This window comes from Pseudomonas sp. GM79 (assembly GCF_000282495.1).
Taxonomy (GTDB): domain Bacteria; phylum Pseudomonadota; class Gammaproteobacteria; order Pseudomonadales; family Pseudomonadaceae; genus Aquipseudomonas.
Genome location: NZ_AKJE01000108.1, coordinates 35,042 through 54,868 on the forward strand (window position 1 = coordinate 35,042; position 19,827 = coordinate 54,868).

Annotated in this window: 24 protein-coding genes; 8 read left to right on the forward strand and 16 right to left on the reverse strand. The window is 57.7% G+C overall.

The genetic code is table 11. The features are described from left to right. Positions 1–7 precede the first annotated feature (7 nt). The 7 genes from PMI36_RS04215 to PMI36_RS04185 all read right to left on the reverse strand — a co-directional run bounded on the left by PMI36_RS04215 (position 8) and on the right by PMI36_RS04185 (position 6,510). Complete coding sequence (locus PMI36_RS04215; RefSeq protein ID WP_008075301.1) at positions 8–679, reverse strand: hypothetical protein; 672 nt, start codon at positions 677–679, stop codon at positions 8–10. Next, positions 676–1,218: a PFGI-1 class ICE element type IV pilus protein PilL2 gene (pilL2, locus tag PMI36_RS04210; protein WP_008075302.1), complete on the reverse strand. Its 543-nt coding sequence runs from the start codon at positions 1,216–1,218 to the stop codon at positions 676–678. The genes PMI36_RS04215 and pilL2 overlap by 4 nt, the downstream gene beginning before the upstream one ends. 106 nt (positions 1,219–1,324) lie before the next feature. Next, positions 1,325–2,071, reverse strand: coding sequence for a DUF5983 family protein (locus PMI36_RS04205; protein ID WP_008075304.1), 747 nt, complete (start codon positions 2,069–2,071; stop codon positions 1,325–1,327). 52 nt (positions 2,072–2,123) lie between these two features. Further along, positions 2,124–2,618, reverse strand: a complete 495-nt coding sequence (gene radC / locus PMI36_RS04200; protein ID WP_008075305.1) for a RadC family protein — start codon at positions 2,616–2,618, stop codon at positions 2,124–2,126. A 100-nt stretch (positions 2,619–2,718) separates the two neighbouring features. Continuing rightward, on the reverse strand, positions 2,719–2,976 hold the full coding sequence (locus PMI36_RS04195) for a hypothetical protein (RefSeq protein WP_008075306.1): 258 nt from the start codon (positions 2,974–2,976) through the stop codon (positions 2,719–2,721). Between the two features lie 71 nt (positions 2,977–3,047). Continuing rightward, the gene (locus PMI36_RS04190; protein WP_008075307.1) at positions 3,048–3,629 is read right to left on the reverse strand and encodes an STY4534 family ICE replication protein; all 582 of its coding nucleotides are present in this window, start codon (positions 3,627–3,629) and stop codon (positions 3,048–3,050) included. A gap of 913 nt (positions 3,630–4,542) precedes the next feature. Next, a complete protein-coding gene (locus PMI36_RS04185; RefSeq protein ID WP_008075309.1) occupies positions 4,543–6,510 on the reverse strand; it encodes a DNA topoisomerase III in 1,968 nt (655 codons plus the stop codon). Positions 6,511–6,970: 460 nt separating this feature from the next. Between PMI36_RS04185 and PMI36_RS04180 the strand changes: the two genes are divergently transcribed. The 8 genes from PMI36_RS04180 (at position 6,971) to PMI36_RS04160 (ending at position 12,720) form a co-directional block, all read left to right on the forward strand. Further along, positions 6,971–7,561 carry an NADPH-dependent FMN reductase gene (locus PMI36_RS04180; protein ID WP_008075310.1) on the forward strand — a complete coding sequence of 197 codons (591 nt, stop codon included), beginning with the start codon at positions 6,971–6,973 and terminating at the stop codon, positions 7,559–7,561. Next, positions 7,558–8,205 carry a TetR/AcrR family transcriptional regulator gene (locus PMI36_RS04175; RefSeq protein ID WP_008075311.1) on the forward strand — a complete coding sequence of 216 codons (648 nt, stop codon included), beginning with the start codon at positions 7,558–7,560 and terminating at the stop codon, positions 8,203–8,205. The genes PMI36_RS04180 and PMI36_RS04175 overlap by 4 nt, the downstream gene beginning before the upstream one ends. Next, positions 8,198–8,557, forward strand: a complete 360-nt coding sequence (locus PMI36_RS0129890; RefSeq protein ID WP_032830654.1) for a DoxX family protein — start codon at positions 8,198–8,200, stop codon at positions 8,555–8,557. Before PMI36_RS04175 ends, PMI36_RS0129890 begins: the two co-directional genes overlap by 8 nt. A 99-nt stretch (positions 8,558–8,656) precedes the next feature. After that, a complete protein-coding gene (locus PMI36_RS31570) occupies positions 8,657–8,950 on the forward strand; it encodes an SDR family oxidoreductase (RefSeq protein ID WP_157214979.1) in 294 nt (97 codons plus the stop codon). Between the two features lie 58 nt (positions 8,951–9,008). Next, the gene (locus PMI36_RS30105; RefSeq protein WP_008075314.1) at positions 9,009–9,473 is read left to right on the forward strand and encodes a hypothetical protein; all 465 of its coding nucleotides are present in this window, start codon (positions 9,009–9,011) and stop codon (positions 9,471–9,473) included. A gap of 22 nt (positions 9,474–9,495) precedes the next feature. Continuing rightward, positions 9,496–10,407 (forward strand): LysR family transcriptional regulator, encoded by a 912-nt coding sequence (locus tag PMI36_RS04170; protein WP_008075315.1) that lies wholly within the window; start codon positions 9,496–9,498, stop codon positions 10,405–10,407. 181 nt (positions 10,408–10,588) lie between these two features. Continuing rightward, on the forward strand, positions 10,589–11,782 hold the full coding sequence (locus PMI36_RS04165) for a CaiB/BaiF CoA transferase family protein (protein WP_008075316.1): 1,194 nt from the start codon (positions 10,589–10,591) through the stop codon (positions 11,780–11,782). After that, a complete protein-coding gene (locus tag PMI36_RS04160; RefSeq protein ID WP_008075317.1) occupies positions 11,779–12,720 on the forward strand; it encodes a hydroxymethylglutaryl-CoA lyase in 942 nt (313 codons plus the stop codon). The genes PMI36_RS04165 and PMI36_RS04160 overlap by 4 nt, the downstream gene beginning before the upstream one ends. 350 nt (positions 12,721–13,070) lie before the next feature. Here PMI36_RS04160 and PMI36_RS31015 read toward each other — a convergent pair whose 3' ends face one another. The 9 genes from PMI36_RS31015 to PMI36_RS04120 form a co-directional block, all read right to left on the reverse strand. After that, positions 13,071–13,529 carry a single-stranded DNA-binding protein gene (locus PMI36_RS31015; protein WP_008075318.1) on the reverse strand — a complete coding sequence of 153 codons (459 nt, stop codon included), beginning with the start codon at positions 13,527–13,529 and terminating at the stop codon, positions 13,071–13,073. Then, positions 13,526–14,044 carry a DUF3158 family protein gene (locus PMI36_RS04155; protein WP_008075319.1) on the reverse strand — a complete coding sequence of 173 codons (519 nt, stop codon included), beginning with the start codon at positions 14,042–14,044 and terminating at the stop codon, positions 13,526–13,528. The genes PMI36_RS31015 and PMI36_RS04155 overlap by 4 nt, the downstream gene beginning before the upstream one ends. After that, positions 14,041–14,796: a PFL_4669 family integrating conjugative element protein gene (locus tag PMI36_RS04150; RefSeq protein ID WP_008075320.1), complete on the reverse strand. Its 756-nt coding sequence runs from the start codon at positions 14,794–14,796 to the stop codon at positions 14,041–14,043. Before PMI36_RS04150 ends, PMI36_RS04155 begins: the two co-directional genes overlap by 4 nt. 242 nt (positions 14,797–15,038) lie before the next feature. Beyond that, entirely contained in the window at positions 15,039–16,226 is a 1,188-nt protein-coding gene (locus tag PMI36_RS04145) for an STY4528 family pathogenicity island replication protein (protein WP_008075321.1), read from the reverse strand. Then, a complete protein-coding gene (locus PMI36_RS04140) occupies positions 16,223–16,771 on the reverse strand; it encodes a DUF2857 domain-containing protein (protein ID WP_008075322.1) in 549 nt (182 codons plus the stop codon). The genes PMI36_RS04145 and PMI36_RS04140 overlap by 4 nt, the downstream gene beginning before the upstream one ends. Beyond that, positions 16,768–18,354, reverse strand: a complete 1,587-nt coding sequence (locus tag PMI36_RS04135; protein ID WP_008075323.1) for a ParB family protein — start codon at positions 18,352–18,354, stop codon at positions 16,768–16,770. Before PMI36_RS04135 ends, PMI36_RS04140 begins: the two co-directional genes overlap by 4 nt. Before the next feature lie 14 nt (positions 18,355–18,368). Continuing rightward, positions 18,369–18,578 (reverse strand): hypothetical protein, encoded by a 210-nt coding sequence (locus tag PMI36_RS32540; protein WP_008075324.1) that lies wholly within the window; start codon positions 18,576–18,578, stop codon positions 18,369–18,371. A gap of 85 nt (positions 18,579–18,663) precedes the next feature. Continuing rightward, positions 18,664–19,506 (reverse strand): ParA family protein, encoded by an 843-nt coding sequence (locus PMI36_RS04125; protein ID WP_008075325.1) that lies wholly within the window; start codon positions 19,504–19,506, stop codon positions 18,664–18,666. A gap of 4 nt (positions 19,507–19,510) precedes the next feature. Continuing rightward, complete coding sequence (locus PMI36_RS04120; RefSeq protein WP_008075326.1) at positions 19,511–19,741, reverse strand: AlpA family transcriptional regulator; 231 nt, start codon at positions 19,739–19,741, stop codon at positions 19,511–19,513. Positions 19,742–19,827: the final 86 nt, after the last annotated feature.

Here is a 19,827-nt window from a genome sequence, read left to right on the forward strand (position 1 = left end):
TCGCTTCTCAAGGGAGTTGCACGGTCTGGTCTGGCTGAGCGGCCACCGCGAAGATGGCGGAGTTCGGCTCCAGTACTTTCAGGTGCCAGGCTCCGAGCTGCTCGCCGCTGTGCAGCAGCCGGACATCCGTGAGCGAGCGACTGTCAGGAGGAGCGACCGCCAGAAAACGCTCACCCCCGCGAGACTCGACACCCAACACCGAGAACGGTGGCGAGAGTGGGGCAGGCTTAGGGCGAGCGGCCTGTTTCGGCTTGGCTTCGGAAGACGTCGATGATGGAGTTGAGGGCTGGGTCTTGAGGTCCACGAGCTGTTGCTCGACATGCTCAAGGCGTGCACGTAGCGCTGTCACGTCCGTTGCTGTGGCGCGGGCTGCCAGACCGTCGCGCAGTTCCTGTATTTCTTGCGCCCACTGGTCCAGCATCGGATCGAGGGTATTGGCCTGTTGCTCACCGGAATCGACCATCTGCTTAAGGTCTTTCAGCGTGTACTGCAGTTTTTCCTGTGCATCCTTGAGCGCGTTTGAATCAAGTTGCAGGGTGTCCAGGGTTTGTCGGTATTGCGTGTTCATGTTCTGCAGTTCGGCCACGCGCTGATACTGGTTATACAAACTACCGCTCAGCCCGGCAATCGCTAGGCAAAGTAAGCCGACAATGAGAGTTTGAAACGTTGAGGCTTTCATGGACGCACCTCCAACTGATGCGACGAGCCTGGTGTGACCCGCACGATGCCGACATCAGCTTTCTGCCGTTCGAAGCAGACCGAACGGCTGACTTCATCGGTTGTGAGTTGCCAGGCGGGGCCAGCCAGCACTTGCAGCGCGCTGCGCAAAGAGATCGGGCCGAGCCGGTAATGGGCTGCGGGTAGAGGCCGGGTAAACAGCACCTTCACCGAAGTGGAAACTGGACAGAGCGAATAGCCCGAGCGCCGCAAGACGTGCTGCAACGCCTCCTGCACCGAAGGGCTCAGGCTGGACGGGATGCTCACTTCAATGATTTGCGCCAGAAGATCGCGTTGTTCTGTGGTGGGCTCGGTGCTGACCAGCGTATAGCGGCCATAGCGGAGTTCTGCCGGATGGCTTCCTTCGGCTGTACCCCTCGAAAGCTGGGCTCGATTGGAGCCACTGTCGATCTCTGGATGGGCCGGCAATGGGTTGGGGATTTGCGTGGTGCAGGCGCTCAATAAACCCAGCAGGCAGACAGGCGTGAATAAACGCTCCATGGAAAAAACCTCATGTCAGATTCAGTGCAGAACCTGACATAAGGTGAAGGAGCGATTCAGCGAGAAAGTTGATTCAAGACGGGTCGTGTTAAAGCCGAGCGCGTTGCTATTCATCAAAAATGACGAGCCCATCCAAGACGGCAGCGTCGGGGTCGAAGATCAACAATCGCACATCCGCCAATGCCGCGAGGTACAGCACCTTAATCAACGCTACTGGCGTACGGGCATCGAGTTGCTCTTGCCTCAGCGATGAGTAAGGACGGCCCTCGATCTTCACCAGGTTATCGTCGGTCCAGGGCGTGCCGATCAGCTTACATCCGACGCCATTGCAGTCTGTCAGGGCAAAAGGGTCGAACAGCAGACCGGTTGGTCTGGAGTCGAAATTGCCAGCCCGACTTTCCAAGTAGCGCAATGCTTCTTCAGTGAGGTGTGCGGTGCTGATTTCCCAGGCTCGACTGTAGTGTCCCGTTTCGAAGCTCAAGCGATGGACCATGGCTTGGGCTTCTTCAAGGGAGTACAGATCGCCGACGTGATGCTGCTGGTTGAGCACTTCGCCAATCACGGCGTATATCACTTGGCGCACCAGCCCGGTGGACTGGCAGCGTTCATCCAACCCCTCCGGAATGGATTGGCCTTCGCTGATCAAGGCGAAATCGTCATTGAACAGGCAGGGGAACAGTTGCAGCTCATGGTCGGGCAGATGGGCCTGTGAGTCGTGCACGGGGCGAAAGCAGGGAGGGCAGTCGTCTTCGTAGGTGATCAGTAGCAGCCGTTCGATATGCAGATTGTCGTAGCCGCGAGCAAATGGGTTTGAGCACGCCAGCAGGGCTGGGGCTAGGTGTGTGGGGTTCATGAGGGTTCTCCAGAATGAAAATGAACAAGGCGCCCGAAGGCGCCTGTGAGGGTTAAAGCCAGCCGCATTCGGCAAGGGAGAGCGGGCGGCCTTCACCCACGATGAAATGATCCAGTACGCGCACTTCGATCAAGGCCAAGGCCTCCTTCAGTCGTGCGGTCAAGAGGCGATCGGCCTGGCTGGGTTCGGTGCAACCGGAGGGGTGGTTGTGCACAAAAATGGCGGCTGCGGCGTTATGCGCGAGGGAGCGCTTAACGACTTGACGGGGGTAAACGCTGGCGCCATCAATGCTGCCGTGAAAGAGGACTTCGAACGCCAGCACGCGGTGCTGGGCATCGAGAAAAATCACACCGAAGACTTCATGCTCTTGTTGCACAAGGTGCAGTTTTAGGTATGAGGCCACGGCGCCAGGTGACGTCAGGTTAGGGCCGCGGGCGAACAGCCGACGATCTAGAATATGCAGTGCCTCGTCGATCACCTGGTTTTCTTGGCTGATTCGATCAGCCTCGAAATCCGAGGTTTCAATTAGTGTGAATTGGGTGTTCATGGTGGTACCTCCGAAGGGAACAATCAGGGGTACACGCCCGAGGGGAGTGGTGTCCCCTAGGTGGAAATAGAGTCGCGGGCATTAGCCGATGACGCGCTGTTTACAGCCGGGTGAATCGGTGACGTTGACCGTGTAGGGGTGAGCCACAACCGTCGCAGGGCAATGGGGAAAAGGCTTTTGTTCCCCGGCCGGTTTCGGGATCGAAGTCGGCACTGATGGGCATTAAGCGAACCAGTCCACGATGGATACCGGCGATGCGTTTCTCGATTTCATCCGTCGTGTAGTAGAGCGATAACGTGCTGTAGTCCTCGTAAGCCGCAGCGAACAAACAGTCGTCGCAAAGCCAGAAGGATTCCATGTGGATTCTCCTGTGCGGATTGAAGAAAAGGCGCTCGAGGGAGCGCCTTGATGTGGAACATCGTGGACTATTCAGGCGGACTGAACGGTACGGGTGGCATCACGGCGGGCCGTGCGGGGAGCAGCTGGAGATTCAGGTTCGACCCGAGTTTCTATTGGGTTTTCACTCTCCTCAACTTCGGCATCAGCCGATGATGGGGATGACTCACTGGTGGGCGCTTGCTCAGCAGGTGCTGTTGCTTCCTGCCTGGCGGGCGCTTTGTACTCGAATGTGCCGTCGACCTTGATCCAGTCGATGAACAGCAAACGACCTTTCAGACTGGCGCCTGGTTGACCTTGTTTATCGCCTTTCTCGTAGAGAAACGGATCGATCCACAGGTCGCCAATACGGAACGACAGCAAGACCTTTTTCTCGGCCTTGACGGCGTCCATATAGAGACGAATCAAGCGTTCAGCTTCACCCCCCGCGACTTTGCAGTCGAAGCGGGTGTACTCGACCGCATCGGAGGCACCGTGCAGGGCGGCGATATCGCAGGCCATGAATGGCTGGCCGCGGCGGACTTGGACTTCACGAACACGGTTGAGGTAACCGATACCGACGGTGTGCAGGTTGAAGTAAGTGGTCGCTTCTTGGGGTTGGTTGGCGTGGGCCATGGTGGTTCTCCTGCTTCAAGGGGAAACGGCGACGCACAACCCCTGACAGGGAAGTGAGCCCCGTCAGGGTGGGTAAGGTGAAGGCGAGCGTTGAACGACTTGGCACCGGCAAGCCGATGACGAGCAGAACTTTGCGTCTGGAGGAATAGCGGTGTAGCAGAGGAACGTCTGCGGTAGTGGTCCGCAAACCTTGGGGTAGTGGGCATTCATCACCGCTGAAGCGGTAACCGTGCGAGCCTCCGAACGCTGATCGCACTTGGGTAAACCACCACGAATGTGGCGTAGCCTTGAAGGTTCTGGCTACCTGGGCTGGGCTGTCAACGACAGCGAACCACGCCTTTTGTATAAGCCTGCCACAGGGGCGCGTCAAGACGCTGCAACCCAGTTTTTTACGGCCGGAATTCAGTGGAAAACTCTGGAATGAAGAACATGAAGAGTGGGCCTGGCTGGGTGCCAGGCGAGGAAGAGAAAAGCCACCTTTGACGGTCTAGCGCAGTCGACAAGCGCCTCGCAAAGATTGGTTTTAACTGCATTATGATTCGCCAACCGACCCTTGTCGTGGCCTGGGTCGGAACCTGCTGGCACGCATCCGCGCACAAAGGGTGCCCAGTGTTTCCCCGGCGGGCTCCGGGACTGAATACGATCGCCGAAGCGGATGACCGCTATTGCCAGGCAGAGGCAACAGTGGTCATCCGCCACCGCGATCAGGTCGAGCACAAAACGGGAACGAAATCCCCCAGAAGAAAAGGCCCCGAACTCTAGGAGTCCGACCGAGCTACCCGGAGCGAATCGGTCTTGGGTCGCCGTTGGCGATGATCCTGAGGCACTACAGCAGAGAGGGTGGGATGACGTCAAGGCAGAGTGCGTTGCCTTAAAGGTCGCCCCAATATTCAAGTTGATCTTCAATGGTGAGTCATGGGCGACGCACATCTTTGCTGATCGGCACAGTGCCCTTGCAGTCCGGGTAGTGGGAGCACGACCAGAACGGCCCTGATTTTCCCTTACGTCTGAGCATAGAGGCGTTGCAAATGGGGCAGGCCGGACCGGTTTCTACCGGTAACGCCAAGGTGAGCGCTCCGCAGTGTTCGACCAATTGCGCAATCCAACTCGCCTGCTTGGCGACGAATTCATCCAGAGTCAGACGTCCTGCTTCGATTTCGTCCAGGGCCTGCTCCCAGATCGCGGTCATACCCGGATCTGCGATTGCAGCGGGTACCGCCTCGATCAGGGTATGGGCCGCCGCGGAGGCCATCAAGGCGCGTTTTTTCTTTAGCAAATAACCGCGATCAATCAATCCCTTGATGATGCCGGCTCGCGTGGCTTCGGTACCGATACCGGTGGTGTCCCGAAGTTTCTGTTTCAGGCGGGGGTCGTTGACCAGTTTGGCCACGTTTTTCATCGCCTTGATCAGATCGCCCTCGGTCAGCGGTTTGGGAGCGGTGGTGCGCATGGACTTGAGTTCGACGTCGTCCACTACGCACCGCGTGCCCTGTTGTAAGACGGGTAATACTTGGGATTTTTGACTGGGCTCATCGTCCTCGGTGTTTTCGTAGAGCAAGCCTTTCCAACCTTGGACCAGGATCCGTTTGCCAACAGCGGTCAATCGCTCTACTCCGCACTCCAGTTCAACCTGAGTTCGATCAAACTCATGATGCGGAAGAAATTGCACAAGGTAGTGGCTACGGATCAGTTCATAGACATTGCGCTCTTGCTTAGACATTCGCACAAGGTTCGCCGGCTCGGTGGTGGGGATGATGCCGTGGTGCGCGGTGACCTTGGCATCGTTCCAAGCGCGGGAACGTAATGACCGATCGAGTTTTTCAAATGCGGGCTGTAGCGCGGGATCCGTTTTGAGCAGGGCATCGAGTACCGCGGGTACCTCATCGAACATACTCGCTGGCAAATAGCGGCAATCGCTGCGCGGGTAGGTAGTAGCTTTGTGGGTTTCATACAGGGCTTGGGCGATGTTTAGGGTTTCCTGAACACCGAGCCTCAGCTTGCGCGAGCAGACTTCTTGCAGTGTGCTCAGGTCGAAGGGCAGGGGCGGCGGTTCGCGGGAATGCTCAGTCTGCAGCGAGAGTACTGTGGCGGTCTTACCGTCAGTGAGCGTTTGGACCGCCTGACGGGCAAGCGCCTGTTGTAGGCAACGACCGGACTCATCTCGCCCTGAGCTGGGTGGTAACCACGATGCGATGAATTGTTGCCCCATTGAGGACAGGTGCACCTCCACTTCCCAGTAGGGCACCGAGACGAAGCTGGCAATCGCACGATCCCGATCGACCACCAGACGTAAAGTGGGTGTCTGGACGCGTCCCACTGACAGCACACCGTCGTAGCCCGCCCGTCGACCGAGGAGGGTAAACAAACGACTCAGGTTCATGCCGATCAGCCAGTCGGCGCGGCTGCGGGCGAGGGCTGAGTGATAGAGCGGGAAGGTCACCTGACCGGACTTCAGTGAGGACAGTGCTTTGCGAATCGACGTCTCGTTGAGTGCGGACAACCAGAGGCGCTGAACGGGGCCTCGATACTTGCAGAGCTCCAGTAACTCGCGGGCAATCATTTCACCTTCGCGGTCGGCGTCGGTCGCGATGACGACGGTGGCGGCTTCACTGAGTAGGCGTTTGATGACTTTGAACTGTGCCGCAGTTTTGGGTTTGACCTCGACCTTCCACTGCTCGGGAATGATCGGTAGCTGATCCAACGACCAATTCTTGTACTGAATGCCATAGGCTTCAGGTGGGGCCGTCTCCAGCAGATGGCCGATACACCAGGTGACGGTTGAGTCGGTGCCGATCAGGCAACCATCACCGCGCCGGGTGGTTCCGAGTACTTTGGCAATGTCTCGACCTTGAGAGGGTTTCTCGCAGAGGAATAGGCGCATAAAACTGCTCCGGATTGGGTCCAAAGCAGCGTTGTTGGAAACAGTAGGTGTGGGATATGAGAAACCTGAATTTCAGGTCTTCCATATTAAGTGAACGGGGCAACAGTTGAAGGGGAAAAGCGTGAGCATGGTGCGAGAATACGGATAAAGCTCGTGTAGTCGATACGGCTGGTTTCGCATCAGGTGTGCACTAGCCCCCCCCTTGATGGCTAAAAGGGGGGCGTAAGACTCTACGAGCTCTTCTGTATTGCGATAGTTTGGCTGTTTATTGTCCATTTGAGCCAGGTTTGTGCGCAAACGATTAGTAGATTTGCAGTGCAGTGCAATCCTTAACGTTGTCCAGATTTTTTGTCTTGATAGGTATGGTACGGTACGATACCGTACATTGTGTGATCCTGGGAATCGTATTCGAAGCGCCGGATCTCCATCAAAAAACTTTGACCGGGAGGATCAGAACCTCATGCTCAGAATTGCCTTGATCGTTGGATCGACTCGTCCCAACCGCTTTGCCGATAAACCGGTGGAATGGCTTGTCGAAGGCGCGAAAGCGCGCACTGACGTCCAACTCGATGTACTCGATCTGCGAGAGGCGGATTTACCCTTTTTCGAGGAGTCCATTCCTCCGTCGATGCTTGGGGGAGTCTATTCCCATCCTAAGGCTGAGGCCTGGCGGCGTCGTATTGGTGAATATGATGGCTATATCGCCACTGTTGCTGAGTACAACCACGGCCCGACCGGAGTCCTGAAGAACGCGCTTGACAGCGCCTTCCTTGAATGGAATCGCAAGCCTATTGGCTTTGTCGGCTATGGTGGAGTCGGGGGCGCGCGCGCCATCGAGCAGCTTCGCGGTATCGCCGTCGAAATGCAGATGGCGCCACTCAAACACGAGGTAAATATTGCCCGTGAGCCGTTCATGGGTGTTTTGACGCAAAGCAAGACACTGAACGACTATGACTATCTTATTCAAAGCCGTACCGATCTCTTTGACAATCTAGTCTGGTGGGCCGAGGCGCTCAAAGTTGCCCGAACTAAATTACGGTTGGTGCAATGACTATGGACGCACATCGCACCAAACACGGGGCTGCGAGAGTACGCTCGCTGACCGACGCGGCGGCCGATATGTTCCTGGATCAGGGCTATGAGGCTGTGTCACTGGACGCTCTCATTGCTCGGGTTGGAGGCTCACGGCGTAACATCTACAGCCACTTCGGCGGCAAGGAAGGCCTGTTTATAGAGGTCGTTACCCGGTTATGTGCTGATCTCGCCCTCCCGCTTGAAGGGCTGGAGATCACTAGCGAAGGCGTGAAAGATACCCTCACCATCTTCGGGAGCCGCCTCCTTGAGATCGTCTTGCAGTCGCGCACCCTAGCTCTGCATCGTCTGATGATTGCTGAAGGTCAGCGGTTTCCCGAGCTGGCTCAAGCGATCTGGCAGGCTGGGCATGACAATGCCGCGCGGATCCTTATCCCCTGGATCGAGCATAAGCAATCCAATAAGCAGCTGCGGGCCGATCTGCCGGCTAAAGACCTTGCTGGGCAATTTGTGAGCCTAGTGGTCACTGAGCCGCAACTGCGCGTTCTCGTCGGTTTCATTCCTGGCCCATGTCGATCAACAGAGAACGCTCAAATCGTTGAGCGGGCGGTCGCGCTGTTCCTGAGCGGCGCCCTCATTCAGAAAGGTGGTATCAATGCGTAAATTCTCTTGGAGGCCGATTCTGGCCTGGACGCTCGCCGCTTTTTTCCTCGTCGGAGCCATAGGTAACATCTTTGTTTCGGAATCGATCGCTGAAGACTATCTGCGTTGGGGGTACCCGGACTGGTTCCACTTTGTGACTGGAGCACTGGAACTCACCACGGCTGTTCTGCTGGCTGTTGCGGCTACGCGTCTTTGGGGGGCAGCGCTTGGCTGCGTCGCCATGTTTGCGGCAGCAGCCACCGTCATTGTTCACGGTGAGTACGCCCATGCGATTCCTCCTGTAGTCGTGCTGGCGTTGTCGGCTGTTGTTGGTTGGACAGCATGGCGGCTCCGCTCATCTACTTCGGCATGATTTCCCCGTTATAGACGATGGAAAACGGCATGCTTTTGGCGTTTTCCATCGGGTTCTCTATCAGATGGTTTCCGCTTGTGAATTTGTGAGGTAATTCGCATGTCAGCACCCCTTCCATCGCGCCTACTCGTCACTCGTGCCAGTGGCTATATCGGTCGACGTACCGTGGAATTGTTGCTGGAGGCGGGAGCTGAAAACCTCATCGCCGCCAGCCGTTATCCGGAGATGCTTTCAGACCTTGCCTCGCGTGGGGCCGAGATACGCAAAGCCGATTTCGATGATCCGGCTACTCTTGATCTGGAATTCGCTGGCGTAGAGCGTCTGCACGGACGCGCTCGGAGTGCCCGGCAAGCGTCAGCGCCAGCACAGGGCAGCAGTGGATGCCGCTGTTAAGGCCGGAGTCGGACATATTATCTACACCTCTATGTCCAGTCCCGAGCCAGGTTCGCTTATGCCCTTTGCGCCGGATCATTATGAGACCGAGCGGGCCCTCGAAAGGAGTGGGGTTCCGTTCACCGTCCTGCGCGTGAATTGTTACGCGGATAATATCTTCTCTTGGTTGCCGCAGGCCCTATCCTCGGGGCAGTGGTTTACTTCGTCGGGTGAGGGATGTGCTGGATATGTGACTCGCGATGAGGCTGCCGCAGCCGCGGCTGTTCTTTCATTCGATGCTATACACAGCTGTCGCGTTGACGTTACGGGGCCAGAAGCACTATCGGCGACGGCGGTCGCGGGCATTGTGAATGAGGTCTTTGACTCTCCGATTCAGGTCATCTCGGTGAGCGACGAACAGCTCGCTGAGGGCCTGCCGGCTGCCGGTCTCCCCGCATCACTTGTCGAGTTGCTCGTCGCGATGGATGCCACTACTCGCACTGGAGGAGTCGATATTGTCAGCAACCTCATGTCCTTTGAATAAGCTGTTATCGCCGAGCATGCTAATGCTGCAAAGAAAACTGATCCGTCGTCTGGATATGATCACCTTGCAACTCTTCGTTGCCATCCAGGAGGAGGGTACGCTAACGCGTGCGGCGGCCCGTGAGGCGATTGCAGTGTCGGCGGCGAGCAAGCGATTGATGGAGTTGGAGGAGGTGCTGGGTATCAGTCTGTTCGTGCGCCAGGCCAAGGGCATGACCCTGACGCCTGCTGGCGAAACCCTGTTGCACCATGCGCGGCAAATGTTGCTCAACGTCGAGAAAATAGGCCTTGAGTTGGGTGAGCACGTGCAAGGTATGCGCGGATATGTGCGGATGCTGGCTAATCTTTCGGCGATCATTCAGTTTTTGCCGGAAGATCTGCGGGACTTCTCCAAGCAGCATCCGCAAGTCAAAACGGACCTTGAAGAACGCCCCAGCAACGGAGTGATTCAGGGTGTACTGGATGGCGTGGCGGACCTTGGCATTTGTTCCGGTGACACCGATAGGAAAGGGCTGCACAGCGTACCGTATCAATACGACAAATTGGTGGTGCTGATGCGTCCGGATCATCCGTTGGCCATTGAGCAAGAATTGGCGTTTGCCGACACGCTGGGCAGCGATTACGTCGGCCTGCATGCGGGTAGTTCGATCAATATGCGCACTCACGCGGCAGCGCGGGCAGCGGGTGAGGTGTTGCGCCTGCGGATTCATGTGCCGGGGTTTGACGCCATGTGCCGCATGGTCCAGGCCAATATGGGCATCGGTATTCTGCCGCAGCGGGCCTATGAGCTGTTCGGCCGGGCGCTGGGTTTGCACGCGGTGCCACTCAACGATGACTGGTCGGCACGCACGCTGATTCTGGTGGTGCGTGATGAAAAATCGCTGTCACCGGTGAGCCGAATGTTGTTTGAGTGTTTACGGGGGGAGCAAGGTTGAGATTTGTTGGTACCTGTAAAAAGGCCTTCGCGGGTAAGCTCGCGAAGGCCTTCCTGAGGTCGCAAAAACTTTACGAACCTCCTTCGCATTTCACGAACGCTCAGTTTCCAACTGAAGGTTGGATTCCACGGGCATCGGTCCTCTAGTCTTGGCACACATTCCAAGAATAAGAGGTATCCCGATGACTACCCCGCTGAGCGGAATCAAGGTGATCGAGATCGGCACACTGATTGCCGCGCCGTTCGCCGCACGCGTGCTGGCCGAGTTCGGTGCCGAGGTGATCAAGATCGAAGCTATCGGCCAGGGCGACCCGCTTCGCAAGTGGCGAAAGCTGCACGAAGGCACGTCCCTGTGGTGGTACCTGCAATCGCGGAACAAAAAATCCCTCGCCCTGAATCTGAAATCCCCCGAAGGCATCGAACTGGTCAAGCAACTCGCCAGCAGCGCCGACGTATTGATCGAAAACCTGCGCCCCGGTGCCCTGGAAAAACTCGGGCTGGGCTGGGACGTGCTGCATGCCCTCAATCCCAACCTGACGCTGGTGCGTATTTCCGGTTATGGCCAGACCGGCCCGTATCGCGACCGCCCTGGTTTTGGTGCGATCGGTGAGGCCATGGGCGGCATTCGCTACACCACCGGTACACCGGGTTCGCCACCGGCGAGGGTCGGTGTCAGTCTCGGTGATTCGCTGGCGTCCCTGCATGCGGTGATCGGCGCCTTGATGTCCTTGCTGCGGGTCAAGACCGGGCAGGGCGAAGGGCAGGTGGTCGACGTATCCCTGGCCGAAAGTGTGTTCAACCTGATGGAAAGCCTGGTGCCGGAATACGACATGCTTGGCCATGTCCGCGAGCGCAGCGGCGGTGCCTTGCCGGGCATTGCGCCGTCCAACACCTACCTGACCGCCGATGGCGCGTACGTGGTGATTGCCGGCAATAGCGACCCGATCTACAAGCGTCTGATGGAAGTCATCGGCCGTGTCGACCTGGCCGAAGCACCGGAATTCGCCCACAACGATGGCCGCGCCGCCAAGAGTGGATTACTCGACGCGGCGATCACCCACTGGACCAGCAGTTTGCCGATCGAGCAGGTGCTGGCCACCTTGCAGGACGCCGAAGTCCCCGCCGGACGCATCTACTCGGCGGCCGACATCGTTGCCGACCCGCACTACCAGGCGCGGGACATGCTGCTCAGTGCTGAACTGCCCGGAGGCGTGAAGGTGAAGATGCCCGGTATCGTGCCGAAACTGTCCGAGACGCCGGGCGGCGTAAACTGGTCGGGACCGACTTTGGGTCAGCACACCGATGGAATTCTGGCTGAGCTTGGCCTCACCGGCCAGGACATCGAACGGTTGAAAGCCGAAGGGGTGGTGCAATGATCCGCGACTTTTCCGAGACTCTGATCGTTCAGGAAGTCTCCCCCCGCGACGGCTTGCAGATCGAGCCGACCTGGGTCGAAACCGCCGACAAAATTACGTTGATCAATCAGCTATCACTGGCCGGTTTCAGCCGGATCGAAGCGGGCTCATTTGTCTCGCCCAAAGCCATTCCGGCCCTGCGCGACGGCGAGCAAGTGTTCCAGGGCATTGCCCGGCAGCCGGGTGTGATCTATGTGGCGCTGATCCCCAACCTCAAAGGCGCGCAACGAGCGCTGGAGGCCAAAGCAGATGAACTGAACCTGGTGATGTCCGCCAGCCAGACCCACAATTTGGCAAACATGCGCATGAGTTGCGAGCGTTCGCTGGCGGCATTCGGTGATGTGGTCGAGTTTGTCAGCGGCTCATCAGTGAGGCTCAACGCGAGCATCGCCACCACCTTCGGTTGCCCGTTCGAAGGCATGATTGATGAAGACCGTGTGCTACAGATTGTCGACGCCTATCTGGAACTCGGCATGCAAGGCATTACCCTCGCCGACACCACCGGCATGGCCAATCCGCGACAGGTTGATCGACTGGTGCGGCGGGTATTGCAGCGCGTGCCCTCGGCCGATCTGACCCTGCATTTTCATAACACCCGCGGCCTCGGCTTGTGCAACGTGCTGGCCGCCTATGAGGCCGGCGCGCGGCGTTTCGATGCGGCGCTGGGCGGGCTCGGCGGTTGTCCGTTTGCGCCGGGCGCCTCGGGGAATATCTGTACCGAGGACCTGGTCAACCTGTGCGATGAAATGGGTATCCACACTGGTATCGATCTGCCGCTGCTCCTGCGATTGTCCCGAGGATTGCCCGCGCTGTTGGGCCATGAACTACCGGGCCAGGTGGCCAAGGCCGGACGCAACTGCGACCTGCATTCGGCGCCGGACACCCTGGCAACGCTTTAGCACCTCAACCAGACAACAAAAACAATCTGACAACTACAGGGCGTGGTGTCGGGTGGCTCCGAGTACTTTGGTAATGTCCTTGTCCAGGGGCGTTATTTAGCAGAAAAATATAGCTCTTAAGCCAGCCGAAAGTGTGTAGAAGGCAGAGAAGAGATAAGTCACCTGACTGCCCATGCAATACGTTGCTGGGCGTCCAAGTTCATCACACTTTTCCAACGTGTATTTCGATGGAAAAGTAATGGTACGGAATCCAGCTGTCCGAGCCTCGACTCTAGCCTCCCTTGTTCACGTAGGTGTATGACCTCTGTTGAGGAGCTTCGCGTTAGGGGGCAATCCCATGCTGTAGTGGCTTATGATCTTCTGCGCCTTATGGGTTTCGATTCTGGTGAACTAGCCTGTGCTGGACTTTGCCCATTGTGTTTTTCGGGAGGCGCTTGTTCACTAGATCGCTCCCGCATGGCCACGCTTTGCACTCGGTGAGGGAGGATGCCAACTCGACGGGCCTCGATCTTGAAGGTCACTCGCGCATTGTCTTCGCTGTCCTCCCACTCATCGCGCACGGTGCGGCCTTCGACCAGCACACGCATGCCTTTCTGGTATAGCGTGCTCCAGTGTTCAGCCTCACGGTGCCAGAGCTCAACCGGTGCCCAATAGCCGCCTCGATCTTCATAGCTGCCATCGCGTGGCACAGGGTTGTCGAAGTACACATTCAGTCGCAGCAAACGCCGTGGCTCGTCATTGCCTGATGGAAATTCCTGGAACTCTGGCGCACTGCCGATATTGCCTTCGCCGACAAAAAAAGTACTCATCCTGATACCACCACTGCGGTTGTGAGTTGGCGCAGTAACCGATCGGCATTGGCCATTTTGATCGCGCAGGTCGATGCCTGGCGGTAGAACGAATGCACCACGCTCATCTGCAGGTTGAGTGCAATGCGCTCGCGTTCGAAACGGTGCAATCCCTCGCGTACGGCCTGCGGCAGGGTTTTGCTGCTGACCTGGCGTTCCCAGACTGCAACCCCCATACGGGCGAAGTCACGGGTACGCCAACGCAAAAAGCTGCTGCCAGCGCTGGTGTTCTGCAGCACCAATCGAATATCCAGCAGTGAGTACGGGGGATGTCCGGCCTGCTGCACCACAGCCTCCATCAGGTGACATAATTGCGCCTCGATTTCCCTCGCCACCTGCGCCAGTTGCTCCAACTCCCCCTTACCCTTAAAGGGCTTTAAAAGGCCTTTTAGGGAGGCTGCGTGTTCGAGCTGTCGATAGGCATCTGGTGTCAACACTTCGAAAGGCATTGGTTGAGTCGGGATCATGGGATTCATGCTTCGTCCTCCGGCAAATCCACTGTCGCAGATGGCTCTCCCGCTTCCTCTGCCAACGCGTCAACGTCATCCACTGCCACAGCACCACGACGAATGATTGGCGGCGCGAACTGGGAGCGACGATGACCCTCAAGGATGTCCATGGGGGGCAAACCCATTTTATCGATGGCCGCCAGGGCACGGGCGTTGTTCGCCGCCATGTCATCACGCGTGACGCCGGCATGCCGATAGCGCTGTGCCTGACCGAACAGGCTGCGCAGCAAATGGGCGCCGTCGTCGATCCAGGCTTCCATGTCGATGCGGCCGATCAGGGCGGCGTGGTGGGCCAATAGGGTCCGGCGCACCAGGGTGTCGTAGTCGGTCAGCAGGTAGACCGCCAGAAAACCCAGCTGGCTGCCGATGTACAACGGCAAGGTGACGGGGTGGATGTTGAGGTTGTCGCCCATGTCGATCTGTGTCGGCAGGTCCTGTCTGATCCGATCCAGCTGTTGGGTCAATTCCAGCATCCCAGCCTTGGCCTGCATCAGTTTTTCTTCGAGTTGCACCATGGCCCAGTCGGCATACGGATCGTCCTGGGCTGCGGTTTGTTTGATCAGGTTGGTGACACTGATGTAGCCGGCCATGCCCATGATCGAGTGGACGCCTTCGCGTGCGGCTCGACCTTGCCAGATACGGGCGGCGTGGTGAGTGTGCAGGGTCAGGGTGATGCTGCTGCGCAATGAACCCAGGTTGAGTTGATAGTGATCGGCCACGGTGTTGTCCTCGCATAAGCTTGGACGGGAATGTTGCGACACATGAGGGTCAAGGGCAGCCAAAAAGCTGAATGCGGTCTGTTCGGTTTGGTTTGAGAGGGTTAATTTCGGAGACGTTCGCGAGTGACACCGGTGGCATCATTTCCATGGATGGCGATAGCCGTATCGGTTGGGTGGCGCAGGTTCACCCCCTCGCGATCTCACAGTAGAACTCAGTAGATTTGATGCCACTGGCATCAAATCTACTGATGTCCAGGGCGTTTGCTGCGCAGTTGGCGTAGCTCATTCAGGCACGCTTGGGCGAGGGCGGAAGCGGGTTCGCCCTGTTGTCGGGACGGGCGTGACGGTGCTGTTGGGGGCGGTTCTGCGTCGGGTGAGGGCTCTGTCTGACCTGCCCAAGGACGAAAGTCGCCTTTCAGTGCGCGCTGGATCAGGCCCATCAGATACGCCGCTGGCTTGCGGATACCGCCGGCCGCACAGCGTGCACCGGCTTCATTGAGCACTGCCTGCCTATCTGCCAAATGGAGTTTGTTCAACGCCACGGCGATAGCCTGACGCTCGCTTGGACTCAGGTGCAGCGGATCGGGCCAGAGCAGGTTATCCACTGCTGGGGCCACGCGCGGTACAGTACAAGTACTTTCTTTTAATACAGTACAGGCGGCGTTCGGATTCCGAACGCCGCTGGAAACACTGGCGTTCAAGCCCTGTTCGGAATCCGAACGAGGGCCTGCACGATTCCGAACGAGGTGACCTTCCCCCAGTTCGGAATCGTGCATAGTGGCATCGGTTGCCTGATCCAATCCTTGCTGCATCCAGTGTTCGCCCCAACTGTCGAGCCGCGTGGGTAGCTGACCTAAATCGATACGGGTGTCCTGGTGAATTTCTTCCAGAACATGCTGAGCGACAATGCGCACAGCCTTCGTCGCATGACCGAGGGCATGTCCGACTAGTTCCAGGTAATCCTGATCCAGCTCCATGGCTTCGGCGGGGGTTAACGGTTCATCGTGCAGGACGTATAGAGAACCTTGTAGGCGCCCGCTGAGCTGATCGCGACCACGACTCACCAAGCTGAGCCAGCGTGTCAGCCTGAGCATCGTCAAGACGCGAGCGATGGTTTCACGGGAGGCTGACGTGCCATAGGGCACGCTTGATAGGTAAGGCTGCAAATCCTCATAGCGCGGCGTGACCACGCCCTGGCCCTGTAGCAAGAGTCGAAACACTTGCCAGGCATTACGTTCCAATGGCGTCAGCCGATGATCCAAGAGCAGCCGACGTGGCACGACTTCGAGTGATTGGCCACTGAACAGAAAGCCAGCCTGCAGAGTCTGGTTGGAAGGTTGTTGGGTGGTAGGGCATGCGGGCCAGCGTTCACTCAACTGCTGGGTGCATTGCTGCAGGACACGCTGCCAGCGACTGGAAGGGGTGTTCATGTTCCATTGCTGTACTGGTCGATCTGCTGCCAGACGATGGTCAAGCTGATTTGTTGCTCCTCCGCCAGCATCATCATGGCGTCGAGCTGATCCTCGGTATCGTCCTGAACGCGTAGCTGGCACCAACGCTGCCAGAGCGCATGCTCCTGCGCTTCGCTCAAATGCTGAGGGCGGCCCTTACGAGTTTCTATCTTGAGTAGACGCCGGCGCAGGGCGGTTTCCGAATGTGCCAAGCCGAAGCACTGGTACATGATGCTGCTGCTGGCACCCAGCTTGAGCGCTCGGTTGATCAGGCGCTCGTTCTGCTCGTCACGGTCGGCTTGCTCGATCAACCGATGCAGCACCGGTGAGTCAATCTTGACCTCAACCCAGGGTACGGAGGCATGGGCCAGGCGCGACAGGGTGGTGGGCGGTAAGGATTGCAGCAGGTAGATGTCGTCCTCACCTAGTCCGAGTGCCTTGCAGCGTTGTAGATTACCCAGGCGCAGCTCATGCAGCACTTGAGTCAGCATGGCCTGGTTGAGCACATGGAAGGACAGGCTCATGGCAGCTCCTTCGGTGAATCAGCTTCAGGGGTAAGCGTTAGGTCGATCAGGCGACGGGCCAGGCGGATCAGACGATACAGTTTGAGTAAAAGACTGTCGGGCAGCCGTTCCAGTCCCACATCCACGGCGGGACGATCGGTCAGCGGGAGTTGATAGATCCCCAGCAATAGCTGGCCGAACAGGGCTGAGGGCAGTTGCTTGCGATCCTCCCAGTTCACGTCGTCTTGAGCACGCAGCAGGGCCATGAGCAATAAGTGAACGCCGGTCGCGCGAGGTGCTGCGAGATCAAGTCGCTCGATGTTCAGGGCGAAACCCAAGCCAAGCTCCTGATCGATGATGCTCTCGGGGTGTCCGGCATAGGCCGCCATTTCCCGCGCCAGTCCGGCGATGGCTGAACGCAGTTGTTCGGGGCTATCCAGTGTTGGTGCGATGGTCCAGATGTCGTCGATCGTACAGGTTTCGACGGTCGGTGTTACTTCAGTGGCAGTGTTGCGATCGATTTGTTCGCGAATCTGTTGAACGCGTGACGGAGGGCTGACCGATGGGGTGACATTCGTTTCGTGCGGTGTGAGCAGCTCCTCTCTCGTTGGTTCGGTCTGGGTTCTGGGCTCAGTTGATTTGGAATGGGACTCGGAGGAGGGAGGCCCTGCCGCAGCTTCATCAACGCTCAGCAGATTCCTGTTCTCCGAGGGCGTGGTGACGACAACGCCAGGCGTCGAGATGACCCGTTGGGTGTCGCTCAGTTCCAGGGCCAACATACGGTAGGACTGTCCGAGCAAGCGGCTCATGCGTTCGAGCAGTTCATCCTGGATCTGCTCAAGATCGAAGGACTCGGGTTCGGCATCGAAGTAACCCAGGGTATCGAGCCAAAATTCGGCGAACGCAATGGTGGCGGTTGGATAACGGTTCCAGGTTCGTTCAGCCTGGCTACGCAGAGTGATCAGGCGTTCGATCTGGGGTTTACCCAATCCGGCATACAGGGTTTGTGGAATGGCGGGCAACAAGTGTTCGAGGGTGTCGAGCATCCGGCTGATGTGCGATTGCGAAATCGGATAGCCTCCAGCGGCAAGACGTCGAGCTAGCTCACGTTGTGAGAGCACAGCTCCATCTGCTTCGAGCATGGTTTTGAGTTTGGCTACCGCCAGAGCCCGTTCGATGAAAGTGAGTTGGCCGTGCAGATCGCTTTCAGCCAGATGACCGAGTAGGGCGGTGATTTCATTGCTCCAAGGTCGGAACAGGCAATGAATCCGAAAGAAGCGCTCGTCACGGGTTTCCTGCCACAGCTCGCCGAGAATCGCCAAGCGCGTATTACCACCGTTGCGGATGATGAAATAGGTTTCTCCCGGGCGGCGGGTAATCGGCGGTGGTTGATCCAACCCGCGTTCACGGATGGACGCCTTGATATCGTCATACAGCGGATTACGGATGAAGCGCGGGTTGTGTTCGTAGGGTCGTAACTGCTCCAGCGTGACCAGCATAGGCGTATCGATGAGTGGATCGGACAGCCGCTCCAGTTCTGGACCCCGAGGGAAGTGGTTCTGGTGCAGTTTGTCGGTGATCTGCTCCTGACTGAGCTTTTTCATTTGAACAACCTCAGTTAACGCTGGTTGCACAAATGGTCACCGACCTCGAACTTGACGAGCTCGGCAGTGCCCGAACCTTCGAAATGCCGGGACAGTTCTGCGAGGAGCCACCCCATGGCCGAGCGCCCACCCTGCAGACGAAAGACCACGGTGCAGTACTCCTCGCAAGGTGGGTGGTGTGGTCGAATGGATGGTTGAAGGATGATGGGGAGTTGATCCAACATCAAAAGACTCCTTGCCAAACACAGTTGGCCTCAAGGTCGATCAAACAAAATGACTTGGCGAGAAATACCGGCTTGGGGATTCGTCTCATCGAACCTCCGCGTATCTGCTCACCGTAGAGATCGCTTCGCGCCATTCCGGAAACAACTCGATGGCCAGCGCTTGCATGGTTTCCAAAGGTGAGGGCGAGCGTCGTTCACGTGACTGGCGAGTCTCGATTCGGTGGACCGGTAGGCCAAGGGAGGCGGCATTGAGATAAGCCACTCGGTCTGGAACTACGGTTTCTAGAGCCGAGATGTTGGTAGCCCCTGCGAAGGTCTCGCGCAGGCCACGGATGATCATTCGGGTGTCTACCTGGATGCTATTTACCTGGTTGAGCAGCAGTCGCAACGGTGGTGGTGTAATGCCCAGGTGACGGAATGGTTCGAGCTCACTGAACAGCCTCAAGGTCCCGCGGCGCAGTTCGCGGGCGGCGAGCATTTCCGGCGTGATGGGGGAGAGGGCAAGATCGGAGGCAAGGACGGCCATCTCCAGCAGCACGCTACGTGCGCCCTGGGTGTCGATCAAAAACAAGTCATAACTGGGGCGGAAGTTGTCGAGTAAATTGCGCAGCCGTAATCGCCCGTCAGGGGCGTGTAGCAGCAATGTACTGAGTTGGCCTTGATCGTCGTTGGAGATGATCAGATCGAGTCCGGTGATCACTGTCCTGGAAATCATCTGGGCAGGTGCTGTTAGATTGAGTGCTATCAGCTCGTACGCACCAGCAACAGCTTTCTGGCTCAAGGCGTAATAGCTAGAGAGGGTGGGTTGGCTATCTAAATCGAGCAGCAGGACGCGTAGACCAGCATCCGCCAGCAGACCGCCGAGATTGGCGGCTACTGTGGTTTTGCCTACTCCACCTTTGGTGGAAACCACCGAGACCACACGCATGGCATCAGACCTGTTGGCCTAAACGCTCGATGATCCACCGTTCGATCTCCACTGAGTCCCAGCCTACGGCACGCAATCCAATGCGTTTGGCTTGAGGGAATTTGCCTTCCTTCATCAAGTTGTAGATATGCGCACGCTTGAAGCCGGTTTTACGCTCCACCTCCTCACGCCGCATGATGTGACGTTCGAGCGGTGGTTGGAGTAGGTCTGCAATAGGTGAGAGCTGGTTGGACATGATGGTCACTCCTGGCGCCGATTGGCGCGTTCTGGGAAGTGACCTGAATTGAATAGCAGAAATGGGAATGAGTCATTGCACCGCAA